15 protein-coding genes are annotated in these 17,796 nt (G+C 65.3%); 11 read left to right on the top strand and 4 right to left on the bottom strand.

The genetic code is table 11. The annotated features are described in order from the left end of the window. Window positions 1-561: 561 nt before the first annotated feature. The 6 genes from EPL01_RS03080 (at window position 562) to EPL01_RS03060 (ending at window position 7,647) form a co-directional block, all read left to right on the top strand. Window positions 562-2,439 (top strand): helix-turn-helix transcriptional regulator, encoded by a 1,878-nt coding sequence (locus tag EPL01_RS03080; protein WP_135823786.1) that lies wholly within the window; start codon window positions 562-564, stop codon window positions 2,437-2,439. A gap of 839 nt (window positions 2,440-3,278) precedes the next feature. After that, window positions 3,279-3,965 (top strand): DUF7344 domain-containing protein, encoded by a 687-nt coding sequence (locus EPL01_RS21950; protein WP_210424060.1) that lies wholly within the window; start codon window positions 3,279-3,281, stop codon window positions 3,963-3,965. A gap of 586 nt (window positions 3,966-4,551) precedes the next feature. Continuing rightward, window positions 4,552-4,956 (top strand): hypothetical protein, encoded by a 405-nt coding sequence (locus EPL01_RS03070; protein ID WP_135823785.1) that lies wholly within the window; start codon window positions 4,552-4,554, stop codon window positions 4,954-4,956. A 104-nt stretch (window positions 4,957-5,060) separates the two neighbouring features. Then, entirely contained in the window at window positions 5,061-6,488 is a 1,428-nt protein-coding gene (glmM, locus tag EPL01_RS03065; protein WP_135823784.1) for a phosphoglucosamine mutase, read from the top strand. 566 nt (window positions 6,489-7,054) lie between these two features. After that, window positions 7,055-7,228 (top strand): hypothetical protein, encoded by a 174-nt coding sequence (locus EPL01_RS21400; protein WP_168215789.1) that lies wholly within the window; start codon window positions 7,055-7,057, stop codon window positions 7,226-7,228. Between the two features lie 182 nt (window positions 7,229-7,410). Then, a complete protein-coding gene (locus tag EPL01_RS03060; protein WP_135823783.1) occupies window positions 7,411-7,647 on the top strand; it encodes a hypothetical protein in 237 nt (78 codons plus the stop codon). Window positions 7,648-7,698: 51 nt separating this feature from the next. Here EPL01_RS03060 and EPL01_RS03055 read toward each other — a convergent pair whose 3' ends face one another. Continuing rightward, window positions 7,699-7,932 (bottom strand): hypothetical protein, encoded by a 234-nt coding sequence (locus EPL01_RS03055; RefSeq protein ID WP_135823782.1) that lies wholly within the window; start codon window positions 7,930-7,932, stop codon window positions 7,699-7,701. A gap of 116 nt (window positions 7,933-8,048) precedes the next feature. Here EPL01_RS03055 and EPL01_RS03050 point away from each other — a divergent pair, with 116 nt between their 5' ends. Further along, on the top strand, window positions 8,049-9,314 hold the full coding sequence (locus EPL01_RS03050; protein WP_135823781.1) for a sulfatase: 1,266 nt from the start codon (window positions 8,049-8,051) through the stop codon (window positions 9,312-9,314). Here the strand turns inward: EPL01_RS03050 and EPL01_RS03045 are convergent. Next, window positions 9,311-9,634: a HalOD1 output domain-containing protein gene (locus tag EPL01_RS03045; protein WP_135823780.1), complete on the bottom strand. Its 324-nt coding sequence runs from the start codon at window positions 9,632-9,634 to the stop codon at window positions 9,311-9,313. The genes EPL01_RS03050 and EPL01_RS03045 overlap by 4 nt on opposite strands. 189 nt (window positions 9,635-9,823) lie before the next feature. Between EPL01_RS03045 and glmU the strand changes: the two genes are divergently transcribed. Then, window positions 9,824-11,011, top strand: a complete 1,188-nt coding sequence (glmU, locus tag EPL01_RS03040; RefSeq protein WP_135823779.1) for a bifunctional sugar-1-phosphate nucleotidylyltransferase/acetyltransferase — start codon at window positions 9,824-9,826, stop codon at window positions 11,009-11,011. Between the two features lie 40 nt (window positions 11,012-11,051). Then, the gene (locus EPL01_RS03035) at window positions 11,052-13,505 is read left to right on the top strand and encodes a lipopolysaccharide biosynthesis protein (protein ID WP_210424059.1); all 2,454 of its coding nucleotides are present in this window, start codon (window positions 11,052-11,054) and stop codon (window positions 13,503-13,505) included. 215 nt (window positions 13,506-13,720) lie between these two features. On the opposite strand, the gene EPL01_RS03030 is transcribed toward EPL01_RS03035, so the two are convergent. Next, on the bottom strand, window positions 13,721-14,527 hold the full coding sequence (locus EPL01_RS03030; RefSeq protein WP_135823846.1) for a DUF4396 domain-containing protein: 807 nt from the start codon (window positions 14,525-14,527) through the stop codon (window positions 13,721-13,723). A 188-nt stretch (window positions 14,528-14,715) separates the two neighbouring features. Between EPL01_RS03030 and EPL01_RS03025 the strand changes: the two genes are divergently transcribed. Continuing rightward, on the top strand, window positions 14,716-15,687 hold the full coding sequence (locus EPL01_RS03025; RefSeq protein ID WP_135823778.1) for a hypothetical protein: 972 nt from the start codon (window positions 14,716-14,718) through the stop codon (window positions 15,685-15,687). Between the two features lie 323 nt (window positions 15,688-16,010). Here the strand turns inward: EPL01_RS03025 and EPL01_RS03020 are convergent, their stop codons facing one another. Continuing rightward, entirely contained in the window at window positions 16,011-17,021 is a 1,011-nt protein-coding gene (locus tag EPL01_RS03020) for a transcription initiation factor IIB (RefSeq protein ID WP_135823777.1), read from the bottom strand. Window positions 17,022-17,276: 255 nt separating this feature from the next. Between EPL01_RS03020 and EPL01_RS03015 the strand changes: the two genes are divergently transcribed. Continuing rightward, window positions 17,277-17,735 carry a PH domain-containing protein gene (locus EPL01_RS03015; protein WP_135823776.1) on the top strand — a complete coding sequence of 153 codons (459 nt, stop codon included), beginning with the start codon at window positions 17,277-17,279 and terminating at the stop codon, window positions 17,733-17,735. Window positions 17,736-17,796: the final 61 nt, after the last annotated feature.

The following is a 17,796-nucleotide window of genomic DNA, read 5'->3' as shown; positions in this document are numbered from 1 at the left end:
GACGACGAGCGAAACAGGCGAAGTGGCCGGTCCGACGACGGGCGAAACAGGCGAAGTGGCCGGTCTGAGACGAGCGAAACAGGCGAAGTGGCCGGTCTGAGACGAGCGAAGTAGCGTCGGTCAGCCTCCGCCGGACCTCGCTGGACCTCGCCGGACCCCGCCCGACGGCCGGTCGTCAGAATGATACTTCCCCGCAGGGTTGCGAACCGTTGCCAATCACGAAATGCCCGGTAGACCGGCTTATACACCACCTAATATCGGTCTTCGGGGAGGAGCGTCGGGAGCTTTCTGTCGGAAAACGTAAAATCTGACGTTTGTCCAAAATCGGCAGCTCAGACGCGGACCCCCCCGCGACCGAGTTTAGTAGGTTGCTAAACCTACCAGCCCCGGTATGGTTAGACGACGACGCGCGTCAGACTCGTGAACGCGAAAATACGAAAACACCCCGATATTATTGCAATCACAACCAGAGCTTAGAATTGCTGAAACGGTTAGACAAATGCCCGATTTAATGGTCGTAAGGTATATAATTGTAGGATTGATTGCTCTCTATAACTGGCCATGAACAAGCAAATCACGCGAGGAGGCGTACTTGGTGTGGTGCTCCTCCTCGTCGCGGGGATGCTGACGCCCATCGCGGCCGCGACCGGAACGGTCGCACACTCCCCCTCGGCAAAGAATCCGATTACGAGAGGTACCGACCCGATTGCGACCGACGTGTCGGAATCGAACGTCACCAACGTCACGAGCGACGGCGGCGCGTTCGCCACGGTGAACGGGACGCCCCACTTCTGGCGGTCGTCGAGTCAGCAGTTTGACGTCGGCGTCGCCATCAACTCGTCGGGAACATATACTGTCTGTCTCTCTGCCGATTCCGACGAACGTCGAGCGTCCGCGCTGAATCGAACGGCTAGAAACGGAACGCTCGCCGCGAACCAGAGCTTCGCGGAAAACCGGACCCTCGCCGAAAACCGGACCGCGGACCGGCAACCCATCGCGTGCGAACGCTTCGAGGTGAACGTGACCGCGAACCGGACGAACGCGAACCTGACGGACGAAAATTCGGCGAACGCCACCCTGAAGAACGCCACGAGCAAGAACCGGACGGTCGTCACGCTCACTCGGGACCGCCCCTTCCCCGACAACGCGACGTGGATGACCGTCGCGCTGAAGAACGCGACCACCAACAACACCCTCGACGTCTCCTCGGTCAAACTCGCGGGCAAGTCCGAGGACCTCGACGGCGACGGGCTGGCGAACCAGCGCGAACTCGCCGCGGGCACCAACGTCTCGGTGGCCGACAGCGACGGCGACGGACTCGCCGACGGCCTCGAAGTCAACCAGTACGGAACCGACCCGCTCGCGCCCGACACCGACGGCGACGGACTCAGCGACGGGGCCGAGGTCCACGAATACGGGAGCGACCCGACCGCCGTGGACAGCGACGGCGACGGTCTCTCCGACGACGAGGAACTCAAGCGCGGGCTCGACCCCACTACCATCGACTCCGACGGCGACGGACTCTCGGACCTCGTGGAACTCGAAGAGGGAACCGACCCACTCGACCCGGACACCGACGACGACGGGCTTTCCGACGCCGAGGAGTTCCGCGGCGATACCTCGCCGACCGACGCCGACTCTGACGACGACGGCCTGAAAGACGGCGAGGAACTCGCGGCCGGAACCGACCCGCTCGACCCGGACACCGACGGCGACGGCCTGACCGACCGCGCCGAGGTCGAACGCTACGGCACCGACCCGACCGCGACCGACACCGACGGCGACTTCCTGAGCGACGAGACCGAGGTGAGTCTGGGCGTCGATCCCACCGACTCGCTGTCCCCAGCGTGGATGACCGGGAGCCTCCTCGGATTCGTGGCTGGCGTCGGCATCACGGTCGTCGTGACCGGCCGCGACCAGCTTTCGGTCGAGGGTGCCCTCGGCCGGTTGCACCCCCGGCGGCTTCGCTCCGAGCGACCGCGACCCGAGCGAGTACTCGTCCGGCGACTCTCGGCGGCACTCAGTTCCGGACGGAGCGCGAGCGCCGTCGAAGCGATTAGCGACACCGACGATGGCGACCGGATGTCCGGCGAGGAGTCCCGCACGGGGTCCGACGAGGCCGAGGGGACGACGGCGGTCGAAGTCGCCGCCTCCGCCGAGGTCGAACTCGTCTCGGACGCCGAACTCGTCGAGCGGATGCTCCGGGCCGAGTCGGGCCGGATGCGCCAGAGCGACATCGTCGAGATAACCGGCTGGTCGAAGGCCAAGGTCAGCAGACGCCTCTCGGCGATGGAAGACGACGGGACCATCACCAAGGTCCAAATCGGCCGCGAGAACCTCATCTGTCTCGACGGCGCGGTCCCCGACCCCGCGGTGCCCAGAGAGGTACCGCCCGCAGGTAGGTCCGGGGGCCTGACGCCGACAGCGGCCGGGCAGTAGCGACAGCCCCAGCGGTCGGGCGAGTAGCGACAGCCACAGCGTCTGGGCAATAGCGACAACGTACGAGTGCGAAGCGCGACGCCGCGGCGTCGCGCTTCGCGTCTTCGCTCGGCCGTCCGTCTGCGTCCGGCGCGGACTTCGCACCCGGCGCGGACTGCGTGCCCGACGCGACCCGATAGCCCTCGGCATCGCCACGAGACGGAATACGCAGCGAGCGAAGCGAACAGCGGCGAGACGGGGCGAGTCGAGACGAGGAGAACTGAGTCAAGCCGAGACGAAAGGGGCGAGCCAAGACGACGAACGGAGGAGGAATGCGCCGGGGCCGACCGCGAATCTGCATCGGGAAGTCCGCCTTTCGCGCCGCAGCGTCCCGACTGAACAGCGTACGAATCCGGCCAGAGCGACAGCTACAGCGTATCCGTCGGTTTCAACCGGGCGTCGACCCACATCGGGGCGCGAACAGCGCCGATTGACGTAGACAGTTCTAGAAGGAGTACTGTTTAGCGGTTCCCAAAAGCGCAGTAGAGTGAAACAGGCCATCAGCGAACGCACTCGGAGTTGTTTCGGAAAGATCGCAAACCGATCGCGTGGGATTGTGAGGGCGTCTCGACCGCGAAACCGCGAACAGAGTTTTGGTTTTCGGGGACGTGTTCCCTCGGATACCTGATAACGGAATACGAATCGAAACCCGGTTTCAGGACCGAATTCCGTTTTTCATCCCGGCGTAAACTAACGAAACAGTAAAAATTGGGTGCAACAACTGAGGAAAGTCGGCATAACAGTAGTAACGGTCACCCCGGTATTAACCCCCTGACTGGTAATGCTGGATTAGACCGCCCATGTCCGCTAGTAAGGAACCGATTGAACCGATTGACGCGAACGAAGTCGAGAACGACGAGAACGCCCCCGACGTCGAGAACGACGCCGAGAACGACGCCGAGGCAGACAACACGCTGACGCGCGACGAGATATTCCACATCCTCCAGTGTCGCCGTCGCCGCCTCGTCCTCAAGTACCTGCAGGAACACGACACGCCCGCGAAGATGACCGACATCACCGAGAAAATCGCGGCGGTCGAACACGACACCACCGTCGCGGCGCTCAAGTCCCAAGAGCGCCAGCGCGTCTACATCGCGCTCTACCAGTCCCATCTCCCCAAGCTCGACGAGGAGGGCGTCATCAAGTACCAGCAGAACCGCGGCATCGTGGAACAGACCGACCTGACCGACTCCTTCGACCGCTACCTCGACGAGGAGCCCTCGATGCGCGAGGCCGAGGAGACGCCCGACCACCGGCCGGTCGAGACCGACGACCGCAGCTCCGAGATGGCTGACTCCTCGTCGCGGCCTACCACGTACGTTGGCGGTGCGGGACTGGCCCTCGCCCTGCTGGTCAGCATCTACGCGAACCTCCCCAACACCCCCATCCCGTCCGGCGTCGGCATCGCTATCGCCACCATCAGCGTCATCGCGCTCGTGGCCGCGGGGACCATGCGCCGGTCGAGCGACGACCAGGCAGACAAGTAACGTTCGAGATTTCGCTCTCCTGACTGTCGAGCCGACTTTTCGGTCCTTCGACGCCGACTCGACGCTGGTCGAAACCGAGGTACTGCTCAGAGAGACGTACAGAAGCGACTGTTATGAGGAGAGACGTACGGAAGCGACTGCTGTGAGAACAGCGTGTGCGGAAACGGAGTGTGGCAAAACGGAGTACCGGAACCGGGGTTCCGGAAAACGGAGTTACGGACGACACGGAGCACGTGAGAACCGCCGACGGACGGTGGGGTCGGTCACCGGACGCGAATCCGGTCCGACCCCACGGTCCTGCGCCGACCTCATATGGACACAGGGCGCCCCGACGCCGCCCGTTGGTGAGTAGATGGTCCGGAGTACGGCAGTTCCTGTCGTCATCACCTCCTTGGGTCGTCCGGTGGGGGAGACGCCCCGGTTAGGTGGATGGCCGCTATGCACCTTCCTATACGGGCGATAACCGGCGTCTAGCCACGTGATAACTCCTCCCGGCCCAATCGGATGGGAAGCGGACGACCGAGCAACGAACTGGGACAATTGCTAACAGGTTCATAACGAAACCGCCGAGCGCCGAACGACGGGTATGGGGGACTCGAAATCGCTACTCGACCTCGTCGAGGAGTCCGACGAGTTCGAGCGATGTCCAGACTGCGGCCGGTACTTCGCGCGAGCGGGCAACCACCGTTGCGAGACCGACGAGCGCAAGCAGCGACAGAACCCGCCGAGCAGAGACGAGCGGACCCGGCGCGCCCGAGAGGACGACCGTCAGGACGACACGCTCGTCGGCCTGTTCTGCCCGAGCGGCGGCAACACCTACGCCTACCACGACCTCGCAAACGGGAAACCGCGGTGCGGCTGTCACCACCACGCGGACGCCGACGAGCTAGAAGTAGTTTCTCTCGCACGCGCGAAGGCTCGGGGTCGAGCGCCCTGCGGTAGCTGTCGGCGCATCCGAGTCTCGCGTCGAACGGAAAGTTCGACGCGGTAAGCGGGCGCTCCGGCGGGGCGACCGCCGTGAGGAACCGTCAATGATTGGGACTCGACAGAATTATCCTGCGTATAGTCACGCTGGTAGGCGTCCTTTGGATTTCCATGTTCGGAACCAGCGGTATCCGCGGCGAGGTCGGAAAGCAAGTAACCGCGCAGTTGGCGTTCGACGTGGGCCGCGCGCTCGCGTCGGAGGGGTACGACAAGGTTCTGGTCGGGCGAGACGCCCGCGAGAGCGGAACCGTCCTCGCCGACGCCGTCAGCGCGGGACTGCGCGACTGCGGGGCCGACGCGGTCCGGGCGGGCGTCGTCACCACGCCGACGCTGGCCCGGAGCGTCTGGCAGGTGGACGGCGACGCCGGGGTGATGGTGACGGCCTCGCACAACCCGCCGAAGGACAACGGCCTGAAGCTCTGGGACATCACCTCCCAAGCGTTCGACGGCCAGAAGCGGGTCTCGGTCGCCGACCGCCTCGAAAATCAGGACTTCGAGTCGGTGCGCTCTCAGGAGTTGGGGGAGGAAATTCCCGCCCCCGACCTCGCGGAGAACCACCGGAATGCGCTCACCGCCGCAATCGACCTCGACGGCGACTCCGGCGACGACCTCTCGGTCGTGGTGGACGCGGGCAACAGCCCCGGCATCCTGACCGCCGACGTGCTTCGGGACCTCGGCTGTTCGGTCACGACGCTGAACGGCGAGTTCGACGGGCGACTCTCCGGCAGGCCGAGCGAACCGACCGCCGAGAACTGTCGCGGCCTCCGAGCCATCGTCGCCGAGAGCGACGCCGACTTCGGCGTGGCCCACGACGGCGACGCGGACAGGATGATGGCTGTCACCGAGTCCGGCGAGTTCGTCTCCGGCGACGTGCTGTTGGCGCTGTTCGGGCGTCGATACGCCGAGGAGGGCACGAAAGTCGCCGCGCCGCTGAACACCAGCCTCGCGGTGGACGACGCCCTCCGGTCGGTCGGGGCCTCGCTGACCCGGACGAAAGTCGGCGACGGCTACGTGGCCGAGCGACTGCAGGACTCGGGCGTGGTCTTCGGCGGCGAACCCAGCGGCGCGTGGATTTGGCCCGACGAGGCGTTCTGCCCCGACGGCCCGCTGGCGGCGTGCCGGTTGGCCGAAATCGTCAGCGAGCGCGGGTCGCTCGACGACCTCGTGGCCGACATCGAGACCTACCCGACCAAGCGCACCAGCGTCCGGACCGACGAGAAGCGCGAGCGAATGCAGATGGTCGCCGAGACGCTCCGCGAGGAGTACGACGACGTGGACACCCGCGACGGGATTCGCGTCGAGGTCGATGGCGGGTGGTTCCTCGTCCGCGCCAGCGGGACCCAACCGCTGGTGCGCGTGACCGCCGAGGCCGAGACCGACGAGCGCGCGACCGAGTTGTTCGACCGGGCGGTCGAACTGGTCGAGCGCGCCGACGACCCGAACTACAATCGGCAGGAGGGCGGTCGCCAGAAGGACGGCGGACAGACGAGCGGCAGTCGGGACCGAATGGGCATCAGTACGTCGGTGAACGGACCGTAGACGCGAGTGCGGTCGGGAGGAGAATCGTTCGGAACTCGGTTTCGAGAGCCGTCGCGTCGATTCTTCGTATTGGTCCGACTGGCGACCGTCCCCCGACTCGGCCAGTGTCTCGCGCGTGGCTGGGTCGGTCGCCCGTCGTCCAGTCGAGCGTCGAGAAGGTGACGTCTGAGCTGTCGCCCCGGTAATCACGAGGATAAGCACGACCGAGGCCCTCCAGACGGACCGTTCTCCTCGGAAGTGCCGGGTTGGCAGCAGCCTGCGGACTCGGTTGGGCTGGCATCGAACACGTCTCCGTGACCGGCGAGGTGAAGCGCAAATACATCGACGTTTCGTGGGACGATAACGGGCGACAGTGACACGGACGCATCTCGTGGTCGATGGTCTCACCAGCGCCTGAGGGCGAAATCGAGGTTTCGTATGCTCCAACTTACGCGGAGGAGGCAGTCCGTTCCCCGAGAGAGATTGTCGTGGACGAGGAGTTAGATAGCCGCCTTCGCGGGGAGTTTAGTGACGTTACCTACCGACTCGGCGTCTGTGGAACTGCGTCTGGTGACTGTGGGTTCAGCATGAAACGGGTAGGCCGAGACGGCTTCAACCGCGCGCAGCTGGGCGATGCGGCGACCGTCGCCGATACCGGGGACCGTCTCTACGTGTCCGACGTGGCAACCCAGTCTGACTGGTCGGGTTCGTCGGAAATCACGACGTTCGACTTCGCCGAGACCTACTCGACGTATCCCTAAATCACCACAAGGCACTTGCGGCGATATTTTGTAAGCCCGACATGCGCGGTCGTTCAATAGTCGTGACGGGTCTCGGTCTGCTGCTCGTTGGGTTCACAGTATACACCATCGCAGTCCGATTTCCGCAAGCACCGTGTCGAGGCGTCGATTGTGGCACGTCGCTCTTCGGAACTCTCCCGCAGTTGATACTCACGGTTCTCGGCGGACTTCTCATCGCCGCTGGCACGTTCGAGTCGGCGACCGACCGCTACGAAATCGGGCACCGAGTGTGGTTCTCCGGCTGGGGTCTCCTCTGCGGTGGGGCGGTCGGGACGTATCTGGCTGTCCTCGGACCGACCGAACCCGTCTTCTATTGGCTTCCAACTGCTGTTGGCGGGGCAATCGACGGTGTACGGGCGATGTGGGGTTACCACTACTGAGAAACACGTTCGAACGCCGCCGGTCGAGGAGTCCGCAAAAAACGAGCGCAGTCAGTCCAGATACCCGAGCGATTCCAGTCGCTCCTCGACTTCGCCGCTGTCCACCTGCTCGTAGCCCTCGCCCGCTTCGGACTCGACCTGCGCCAGTACCTCCTCCAAGACGTAGGCGACGTACTCCTCGGGCGAGTCGAAGTCGGTCCGGGGGAGTCGCTTCTCGACCCGACTCACGAGTCGGTCGGGGAGCGCGATGCGCTGGGTGGGTTCGGGGGGTTCGGTCTGTCCCATGTCTCTCGAAGCGACCGCAGGCCACAAAAGATAGAGCAATCGTTTTTATTGTTTACCATTCGTATAGGATGTTTAGCAACAGGATAATAAACGTCTTCAGGCGCGAGGACACCTCTATGACCGACGAACGAGCGTCCACGACAGACGGCAGAAACGTCGTCCTCCTGACTATCGACAGCATCCGCTCGGACTACTGCGGGTTCGGCGGCCACGACGGCAACCTCACGCCGAAACTCGACCGACTCGCGGACGACGGTCTCCGGTTCGAGAACGCCGTCGCGCCCGCTCCGGCGACCCACGGCTCGGCGACCACGTTTCTGACCGGCGAGTTCCCCATCGAGCGCGAGGGAGCGAAAGGCTCAGACCAGGCCTCGATGAAGGCCCACATCCGCGAACACCTGTCGGCCCGCGACACCGTGGCCCAACAGTTCTCTCGGATGGGCTACGAGACGGCGGCGTTCACCGCGAACCCGTGGACCTCCCGCTACTTCGGCTTCGACAAGGGATTCGACCACTTCGAGGACTTCATGGACGACGACGCCTCCGAGGGCCTGCTGAAGGACGGCGAGCAGACCAACGCGCTCTCCTCGCTGGCGGTCAAGGCGATGAACTGGTGGCAGGGCCAGGATATGTTCATGTCGTGGGAAGCGTTCTACGACGACATCGTGGCGTGGACCGAGGAGGCCGACGAACCCTACTTCCTCTGGGTTTTTCTGGTGGACGTCCACCTGCCGTACCTCCCGCCGGAGGGCTACCGGTCGCGCTCGCGGCTCACGACCTATCCGGCCAACCTCGCGCTGTTCGCCGACCGGGGCGGCGACGGCCTCACGCCCAAGTTCCACGACGTGCTGACCGACACCTACGAGGACACGATTCGCTACACCGACGAGTTCGTCGGCCGGGTGGACCGCGACTTCGCTGGCGACCCCCTGATGGTCGTCCACGGCGACCACGGCGAGGCGTTCGGCGACCACGGCATGTACGGCCACGGTCGGGACCTCTACGAGGAGCTAACCGACGTCCCCCTCGTCGTCGCCAACGGACCCGAGGGAACCGTCGAAAAACCCTTCTCCCTGAAGAACCTGCCCGACCTGCTGACCTCGCTGGCGCGCGAGGAGGACTACACCGACGCGCTGGACACCTACGTCTTCTCGCACAACCGGATGCCCAAGGTGGCGGTCCGCGGGGAGGACTGGAAGTACATCTGGCAACCCGGCGAAGACGAGCTGTACGACCTCGAAACCGGCGAGACGGTCGAGTGCGACGACCCCGAGCTTCGAGAAATCGGCGCGGGGCTGATAGAGCAGTGGCACGAGTCTCACGCCGAGCGAGAGCGCATCGCGTCGGCGGCAGAAGAAGTCGCGTCCGGCCAGCGAGTTTAGCTAATCTTCGATTTTTGCGGGGCGTCCCAGTCGATTTCGTCGAGAGCCTCGCGGTAGTCGCGTTCGGAGAAGCGCGCGCCGTCGACCGTGACCTCGCCGCGGCCGGTGACGACGACGACGTGTTTCCCGGCCTCGAATTCGAGTCGCCAGTCGCCGTTGTCCTGCTCGTCGAGCGCCTCCAGAATGCCCGGGTCGAGCGTCTCGTACAAGGGTTTGGACTGCCACGGGTGGACGCCCTTTACCTCTGCCAGCGCTAAACATACGCGAGTACTCAACGACTCCGGAGTGGTCTGTTCGCCCGCCGTGTGTTCCAGCCTCATCCCGACTCCCTCTAAGCCGGATTCGGGCATAATTATGCGGTAGATAAGCCCTCTCGCGGCCGATTCCGCAACAAATCGGCGCTAAATTTTGGCGGGGCGGTGGCGACCGCCGCCCCGCCGACGGCCCCGGTCCGCGGTCGCTTAGCCGCCGGATAGTAAACCCCCGGAGGGCCGAAGCGGCGAGCAAGAATGCAAGCCACGATTCTGTCCGCAGGGAAGGGAACCCGAATGCGGCCCCTCACGGACGACACCGCGAAACCGATGCTCCCGGTCGCCGACCGCCCAATCGTCGCCCACGTCGCCGACGCCGCCATCGCGGCCGGTGCCGACGAACTCGTGCTGGTCGTGGGCTACGGGGCCGAACAGGTGCGGGACTACTTCGGCGAGGAGTACGCTGGCGTCCCCGTCACCTACGCCGAGCAGGCCGAACAGACCGGCACCGCCGACGCGGTTCGGGCCGCGAGTCCTCTCCTCTCCGGCGATTTCGCCGTCCTCAACGGCGACAACCTCTACGACGCCGAGAGCCTCGAAACGCTCTTCGAGGACGGACCCGCGGTCGGTGCCTTCCGGGCGGAAAATCCATCGAACTACGGCGTCCTCTCGACGGAGGACGGAGGCGGCACCGTCACCGACATCGTGGAGAAGCCAGAGAATCCCCCGTCGAACCTCGCCAACGCGGGGGCCTACGTCTTCCCCGAGGAGACCACCGACTGGCTGGGCGTCTCCCGGAGCGAGCGCGGCGAGTACGAACTGACCGACGTGCTGGACCGCGTGGTCGCGGAGTACGACGTGACCCCGGTCGAACTGGGCGACTGGCTCGACGTGGGCCGCCCGTGGGAACTGCTGGAGGCCAACGAGCGCCGACTCGCGGACCTCTCGCGCCGGGTCGATGGCGAGGTCAGCGACGACGCCGAACTCCGCGGCCCGGTCGTGGTCGAGGAGGGTGCGACCGTCAAATCCGGCGTGGTAATCGAAGGTCCCGCAATCGTCCGAGAGGGCGCGACCGTCGGTCCGAACGCCTACGTTCGGAGTTCGACCACGATTGGGCCGGACGCGAAAGTCGGTCACTCGGTCGAAGTGAAAAACAGCCTCCTGCGGGAGGGAGCCACGGTCGGCCACCTGAGCTACGTCGGCGACAGCGTGCTGGGCCGGGACGTGAACTTCGGGGCTGGCACGAACGTCGCCAACCTGCGCCACGACGGCGAGGACGTGAAGCTGACCGTCAAGGGCGACCGCGTCTCGACCGACCGCCGGAAGTTCGGCGTCGTGGTCGGCGACGGCGCGAAGACCGGCATCGACACCAGCCTCCACCCGGGAGTCCGCCTCTCGTCGGGCACGACGACGCTCCCCGGTGCCGTGGTAGACCGGGACCGATAGTGTGGCGAGTCGATAGCCGCCCGCAGGGAACTTTGGTTCAATGAGCAGGAGCATCACGCGCGGCTTCGTGTCGGTCCTCGGCACGAAGGTCATCGTGCTGGCGGTCGGTATCGTCACCTCGCCGCTGTTAGCCACGCTTCTCGGGGAGGCCGACTACGGCGACTACAGCTTCCTGCTGTCGGTGTTCTCCATCTTCATGATTTTCGTCAGCTCGGGCGTGACCGACGGCGTCCAGAAGTTCCTCGGCGAGGAGCGCGCGGACTCCGCGTGGCAGGAGCGCGTCGTCGGGTTCTACTTCCGGCTCGCGGTCCTCCTCGGACTGCTCGGGGCGGGCACGCTGGTGTGGTTCGCCCAGTCGGACCTGCTGGCTCGACTGGTCGAGGGCGAGCAGTTCCGGCGGTACTTCTTCCTGCTGGGCGGCCTCGTCGTGGCGGCCCAGTTCCGGTCGTACGCCCGCCGGACGCTGATGGGCTTCGGTCTGGAACCCTACTCGGAAGCCCTCAAAGTGCTGAATCGCCTGACGTTCGTCGGAGCGGGCCTCGCGCTGGCGTGGCTCGGCTACGGCGTCGAGGGCGTGCTGGCGGGCCACATCGTCGGAAGTACGCTGTCGGCGCTCGTCGGGTTCGCGCTCATCGCCCGGCAGGTGTCGGTCCTCGACGCGCTCCGCATCGCACCCCGCTCTTTCCCCCGCAGAGAACTGCTGTCGTTCAACGGGATGAGCATCGTGCTGGTGGCCCTGCTGATGTCGATGTACCACGTGGACGTGATGATGATTCGCGTGCTGGTCGACGGCCCGGCGACGGCCTTCTACAAGGTGGCGCTGGTCCTCGCGGAGTTCCTCTGGGTCGCGCCGATGGCGCTCCAGACGGTCCTGCTCCACTCGACCTCGAAGCTCTGGTCGCAGGGCGACCGCGAGCGAATCAGCCAGATGACCGCCAAAATCACGCGATACAGCCTGCTTTTCACCGCGCTGCTGGCGGTCGGCATCGGGTCGCTCGCGCCGGTCGCGGTGCCGATGCTCTGGCCCGACAACTACGCGGCGTCGCTGACGCCGCTGTACCTGCTTCTGCCCGGCGCGGTCGGGTTCGCGGTCGCCCGCCCCATCCTCGCGGTCGGGCAGGCCAAGGGCGACCTCGGGCGACTCATCGCGGCGACCGGCACGGCCGCGCTCGCCAACGTCGTGCTGAACTGGTTTCTCATCAACCGCTACGGGATGCACGGCGCGGCGGTCGCAACGAGTCTCAGCTACGGGTCGATGTTCTTCCTGCACATCTGGAGCGCCCGCGGACTGGGCTTCGACCCGCTGGCCGACGCCCGCCTCGTCCGGGTCGGGGTCACGGTCGGCGTGGGCGCGCCGCTGGTGGTCGCGGCCTCGAAGAGCCTCGCCCCGCCGATTCTCGCGCTCGCGGTCGTGCCGGTCGGCGGCCTGACCGTCTTCGCGGTCCTCGCGCTCGTGACCGGCGCGCTCGACCTCTCGGAGGTGCTGGACGTTGCCTCGTCGCTCCCGGTCGTGGGACCGCGGGCGAAGTCCTTCCAGCGGCGACTCCGGTACTCCTCGCGGCGGGACGCGGTCGATACCTTCCAGCGCGTCCTACTGGTCGCGGGCGTGGCGCTCATCATCGTCGGCGTGAGTTCGGCCGTGACCGGCGTTCCGGTGTCGGTCGGCGACGACGGCGACGGCGCGGACGTGCCCCTGACCACGAAGACGCCGGAACCGAACCAGACCGCGGAGGAGACCGCCGCGCCGACGACCGGCGCTCCTCCGACGACGCCGGGTTCGGCGACGACCGCCGCTGACGGCGGAACGACGACAGGAGGAGGCAACACCACCGCGAGCGGCGCGACCACGACCGACGGGTCGGGGTCGGGCGGTGGTTCCGGCGGCGACGCAGGTGGCTCCGATGGTTCGAGCGGGTCCGGTGGCTCTGGCGGCGACTCGGGTGACTCCGGCGGTTCGGGCGGGTCCGACGGCTCCGGTGATTCGGACACGACTACGACGGAAGCCACCACGACGGAAGCCACCACGACGGAAGCGACGACGACCACGACGCAGGACACCACGACAGAGGCCACCACGACCGAGACGGCCACGACGACCGAGACGGCCACGACGACCGCCGGGACGACGACGCAAACGACCACCACGTCCGACACGACGACGGAGACGACGACAACGACGACGAACGAGACGACCACACAGACCACGACCGAAACCACGACGACGCAGACGGCCACCGAGACGACGACCGAGACAACCACCACCTCGGAAACCACGACTGAAACGACCACCACCACCGAGACGACCACGACGGAGGACACGACGACGGAGACGAGTACGACCGAGACGACTACGACGACGGACTCGACGACCGTGTCCGATACGACAACTGATTCGACAACAGCGTCCGATACGACGACTGACTCCACGACGAGCGACACCACCACGACCACCGCGGCCGAGACGACGGAATCGGTCGAGACGGCGACGGGGTAGCTGGCGGGCGAAGACCCCCGGACTCGGCAACCGATACGTTTCCTTAATAAACCAAAATATTTCTTTAGAAAACAACTACATTTCTCTCTGCCGACCGGTTCCGACTCGTCGGAACCGGTCGGCGCTCCGAACTCCGAGTCGGAAGTCCGACTCGTCGGTCAGAGGAGACGTTCGAGCGCCTCGGCTGGCGCACGTTCGAGCGCCCCGACCGGGCGTCAGTCGGCGCTCGCGCTCGAGCTTCCGCTCGCGCTACTCCCGCTGCTGCTCCCGTCCATCTCGGCGGGGTTGCCCATGCCCTCCTTCACGCCGACCGCGATGAGGGCGGCGTTGACCGGGTAGGCGGCGACGAACCCGAGCGTCAGCGAGAAGAACAGCGCGGTCCAGAACAGCGGTTGGGTCCACTTCGCTCCTCCGGCCAGCAGGAGGTCAGTCCCGATAGCGGTAATCTCCATGACGGTGATGCTGGGCGTCTCGGTCCAGAGGGCGTCCTTCGCGGCGGTGGCGAACGACTCGCCCTCCTGCATCAGCGGGCCGACCGTCAGCGCGTAGCCGAACAGGTACGCCAGCGTGAACGTCACGACCGTCACCCAGAGCGTCGAGAAACTCAGGATGATGGTCGCCGACGTGATGCCGATGACCTCGCCGAGTCCGCACCCCGAGTAGCAGTGAGAGTCCGAGCGGAACCCCTGCTTCCAGAGCGAATCGTCGTCGAGTTGGGTCCGGCCGGAGTACCAGTACACCGCCAGACCGACCGGGCCGGAGTAGGCGACCACGAGCGTCCAGACGAGTTTCATCAGCGACGGCAGGTTCTGGTTGCGCTTGTGAACGTCCCACCAGAGGACCCCGAGCGAGACGAGGTTCAGCGTCGCCCAGATGCCGAGAGTCCACCAACTCGCAAGAACCGGCTTGACGAGGTCTCTGGCCGGGGCGAGCGCGTGTTCGACTCGCGTGGCGAACTCGACCAGCCACGGCGGCACCGGCGACCCAGCGAGTACGACTTCGGCCAGCAGTTCCCCTATCATGCTTCTAGATATCACACTCGTCCTTACCGAGGTTGTGGTTAACAGAGCGAAGTCGGAGAGGGCGATTCACTTTGGAAACGAAGCCTCGATTCGAGACGTGCTGAACGAGAGAAACCGAGGCCGAGAATCGAACCGCGGTCGGACGACTCGCCGAGGGAATTAACCGGGACGCCGCCGTGTCCCGACACATGGCTTCGCAAGCGGCGGTCGAACGCCTCCCGACGTTCGTCGCGCTCGAAGCGCTGTCGGTCTTGGCGGGCGAGCGACCCGGCGCGAGCGTCCCGTTCGACGCCACCTACTTCGACGGCGTCGGCAGGGCGACGCAGGCCACGCCGGACGAAACAAGCGCCATAGACCCCGAAACTCGCCTCCAACAGGTCCAGCAATCCCGGCTCGCGCTGAACACGACGTCGGTCGCACTCGACGCCTTCGAGCGCGAGGAGGTGCTGGCGGCTTCCGAGGACCTGCGCGAGACCGCCGAGCAGTTGCCCGAAGTCGAGTTCCTGCGCGCCGCGTTCCCCGGCGAAGTCGTCGTCGTGCCGGAGTGGCTTCGGACCGGGCGCATGGCCGACTGGGGGATGCGGGCGTACTTCTTCCGCGAGGAGGACGCGCCCGACCCCGCCGAAATCGTGGAGCGAAACGTCGAGGCCGAGGTGGAGGGGAATCGCTCCGCGTTCGAGCGCTATCAGGGCGACCTCCACGGCTACCCGGAGTGCTGTATCGAGGCCTTCCACGACCGGGCGCAGGACCGGCCGGACCCCGAGTGGCGGTCGGTCGAGTCGCTCGCCGACGAGTTCCGCGACGAGGCGCTCCGGCGAGGACAGAACGTCTCGATAGACGACGTGCTACCCGATTTCTTCGAGTCGGAGCGCGCGCTCGCCTTCTTCGCCCGCGAGTTCTTCCCGGAACCCGACTGCGAGACGGCCCGCGCGGCTGGCGAGGAGGTCTGCGGCGCGCTCCGCGAGGCGGTCGGCGAGGCGCTGGCGCGGGACTACTTCGCGCTCAACTACGCCTTCTGCTACGCGGTGGCGAGAACGCTCCGCGAGGGGCCACCGGGTCGGGGCGGGCGCGGGCGGCCCGCTGCCGGGGACCTCGGGGTGGAGCACTTCTCGTTCTACGCGCCGCTATCACACGTGAGGACGTTTCCGAGGTATGGATGAAACAGTGGTTTCCAGATAGTAGTATTCGAATAAAGGGATGGAATTCCGATTCGGAGTAGATGGAACGGGGTTTCGAAAGCCCTCGCGCGGTTCGCGGTCCCTCAGCAGGATATTTCGGGCGCGCAGAACTGCGCGCCCGAAATAGTCGCCATGCTGAGGCGACCGAGGTAAACGCGAACCGCGCTCGCCCTTTCAGTCCGCCGGAGGACAACCGCGTCCTCCGAGCCTGCGCTCGCTTCGCTCGCGCAGACGCCAGGGAACTCCTGTCTTATCGAGCGAAGCACGCAGATGTCAGCGCGTGCTGAAGGTGGCTTCTATACTCCCTACGCTTCCGCACTTCCGAGGTCCGCGCTGTTGGGCACGACGTGGGTCTCGCCGACCACGTCGAGGAGTTCCTGATACCGGTTGCGGATGGTGACCGAGCTCACGTCGGCCACCTCGCTGACCTCGTCCTGCGTGCGCGACTCGTCTTCGAGCAGCGCGGCGGCGTAGACCGCGGCGGCGGCGAGGCCGACGGGGTGCTTCCCGCTGGTCACGCCCTCGTCTCCCGCCGCGCGGAGGAGGTCCCGCCCGCGGCGCTCGACGGCGGGCGAGACGCCGAGTTCGCTGGCGAACCGGGTGAGGTACTTCTCGGGGTCGGCGGGCTGGACTTCGAGGCCGAGTTCGCGGACGACGTAGCGGTAGGTCCGCTTGAACTCCGTCGCGTCGATGCGACTGACGGCGGCGACCTCTTCGAGGCTCCGGGGCGTCCCGGTCTGGCGCGCGGCGGCGTAGACCGCGGCGGTGGCGACCCCCTCGATGGAGCGCCCGGGGAGGAGGTCCTCCTCGAGCGCGCGACGGTAGATGACCGACGCGGTCTCGCGTACTCCTTCGGGGAGACCGAGCGCGCTCCCCATGCGCTCGATTTCGCCGAGCGCCTGCTTGAGGTTGCGCTCTGCGTGGTCTCGCGTGCGGAACCGCTCGTCCCACTTGCGCAGGCGCTGCATCTTCCGGCGCTGGCTGGTGTTGAGCGAGTTGCCGTAGGCGTCCTCGTCCTGCCAGCCGATGTTGGTCGAGAGGCCCTTGTCGTGCATCAACTTCGTCGTGGGTGCGCCGACGCGACTCTTCTCGTCTTTCTCGTTGGCGTCGAACGCGCGCCACTCGGGACCTCGGTCTACGGTGTCCTCCTCGACCACGAGGCCGCACTCCTCACACACCGACTCGCCGTGTTCCTCGTCTGCGGCGACGTGGCCGCCACACTCGGGACAGCGTTGCTCCTCTGGTTCGGCCTCGCGCTCGACCTCGAGCTGTTCGCTGGTCTGTTCGTCGTAGCTCTGGATGTTTGTCGCTGTCATGTTGGTGAACTCGTGACTGCTGGTGTCCGAGCGGGAGAGACCCGGAAATAGCTCGGAGGGCGTTTCTTCCTAACGTGAGGTTAGGGCGAAAGATATTTAAAAGTTTCGGTGACTTTAAGTGGATTCGATTTCCGAAGCCGGGACTGGTCGAGCTATGTTCGATTGAGAGACAGAACCAGTAGACGGAGAAATAATAGCTCGCTCAACCTGTACTTTCACGTTAGTTATAAATAGTGGTAGTGAAATGCTAACCTGATGTCTAATAGCAGTAAAGAAATCGAACGGTACACTTTCAACGACGAGGAGGTAGCATACTCCTTCAAACACCGTCCGACCGGATTTATACCGTGGCTAAAATCTCTGTTCGGATACGGGGAGAGCCATTGGTACGTGACGAACGACCGGCTTATCAAGCACGACAAGATGGCGGGCGGATTCGGATTCCAAGAGGTCCCGCTCGACAATATTACGTCGGTCGAGTATGGTCGCCAAATCGACCTTCAAACCTTGATACTCGGGATCGTTACGATACCGATTCTCGTCGGTATCCTTATCACGCTACTTGCGATATTCCGCAAGCCACAGGTCCTCAAGCTTCATATATCGGGTGGCGCTAACCTCTCAGTCGAAATCACGAAGGGGACCGACATCGAGGAAATCCTCTGGTATCTGCCCGCGCAACGGAAGATTGACTCCGAGAAGCACCGCGCATAGAAATTCCGTAATTTTCCGGTATTAGTTCTCGGCAACCCCGTTCTCGGGTCGCTCAGAACGC

It is taken from the genome of Halorussus ruber, from assembly GCF_004765785.1.
In the GTDB taxonomy this organism is placed as follows: Archaea; Halobacteriota; Halobacteria; order Halobacteriales; family Haladaptataceae; genus Halorussus; species Halorussus ruber.
Note: the sequence above shows the minus strand (reverse complement) of the source record. Positions and strands in the feature narration are given on the sequence as shown.

What these genes read in the sequence shown, in the direction of transcription:
- EPL01_RS03030 (WP_135823846.1), bottom strand. Translation starts at nt 14,527, where the DNA reads ATGATAGGGGAACTGCTGGCCGAAGTCGTACTCGCTGGGTCGCCGGTG.
- EPL01_RS03020 (WP_135823777.1), bottom strand. Translation starts at nt 17,021, where the DNA reads ATGACAGCGACAAACATCCAGAGCTACGACGAACAGACCAGCGAACAG.
- EPL01_RS03015 (WP_135823776.1), top strand. Translation starts at nt 17,277, where the DNA reads ATGTCTAATAGCAGTAAAGAAATCGAACGGTACACTTTCAACGACGAG.
- EPL01_RS21400 (WP_168215789.1), top strand. Translation starts at nt 7,055, where the DNA reads ATGAAACGGGTAGGCCGAGACGGCTTCAACCGCGCGCAGCTGGGCGAT.
- EPL01_RS03070 (WP_135823785.1), top strand. Translation starts at nt 4,552, where the DNA reads ATGGGGGACTCGAAATCGCTACTCGACCTCGTCGAGGAGTCCGACGAG.
- EPL01_RS03045 (WP_135823780.1), bottom strand. Translation starts at nt 9,634, where the DNA reads ATGAGGCTGGAACACACGGCGGGCGAACAGACCACTCCGGAGTCGTTG.
- glmM (WP_135823784.1), top strand. Translation starts at nt 5,061, where the DNA reads ATGTTCGGAACCAGCGGTATCCGCGGCGAGGTCGGAAAGCAAGTAACC.
- EPL01_RS03080 (WP_135823786.1), top strand. Translation starts at nt 562, where the DNA reads ATGAACAAGCAAATCACGCGAGGAGGCGTACTTGGTGTGGTGCTCCTC.
- EPL01_RS03035 (WP_210424059.1), top strand. Translation starts at nt 11,052, where the DNA reads ATGAGCAGGAGCATCACGCGCGGCTTCGTGTCGGTCCTCGGCACGAAG.
- EPL01_RS03050 (WP_135823781.1), top strand. Translation starts at nt 8,049, where the DNA reads ATGACCGACGAACGAGCGTCCACGACAGACGGCAGAAACGTCGTCCTC.
- EPL01_RS21950 (WP_210424060.1), top strand. Translation starts at nt 3,279, where the DNA reads ATGTCCGCTAGTAAGGAACCGATTGAACCGATTGACGCGAACGAAGTC.
- glmU (WP_135823779.1), top strand. Translation starts at nt 9,824, where the DNA reads ATGCAAGCCACGATTCTGTCCGCAGGGAAGGGAACCCGAATGCGGCCC.
- EPL01_RS03055 (WP_135823782.1), bottom strand. Translation starts at nt 7,932, where the DNA reads ATGGGACAGACCGAACCCCCCGAACCCACCCAGCGCATCGCGCTCCCC.
- EPL01_RS03025 (WP_135823778.1), top strand. Translation starts at nt 14,716, where the DNA reads ATGGCTTCGCAAGCGGCGGTCGAACGCCTCCCGACGTTCGTCGCGCTC.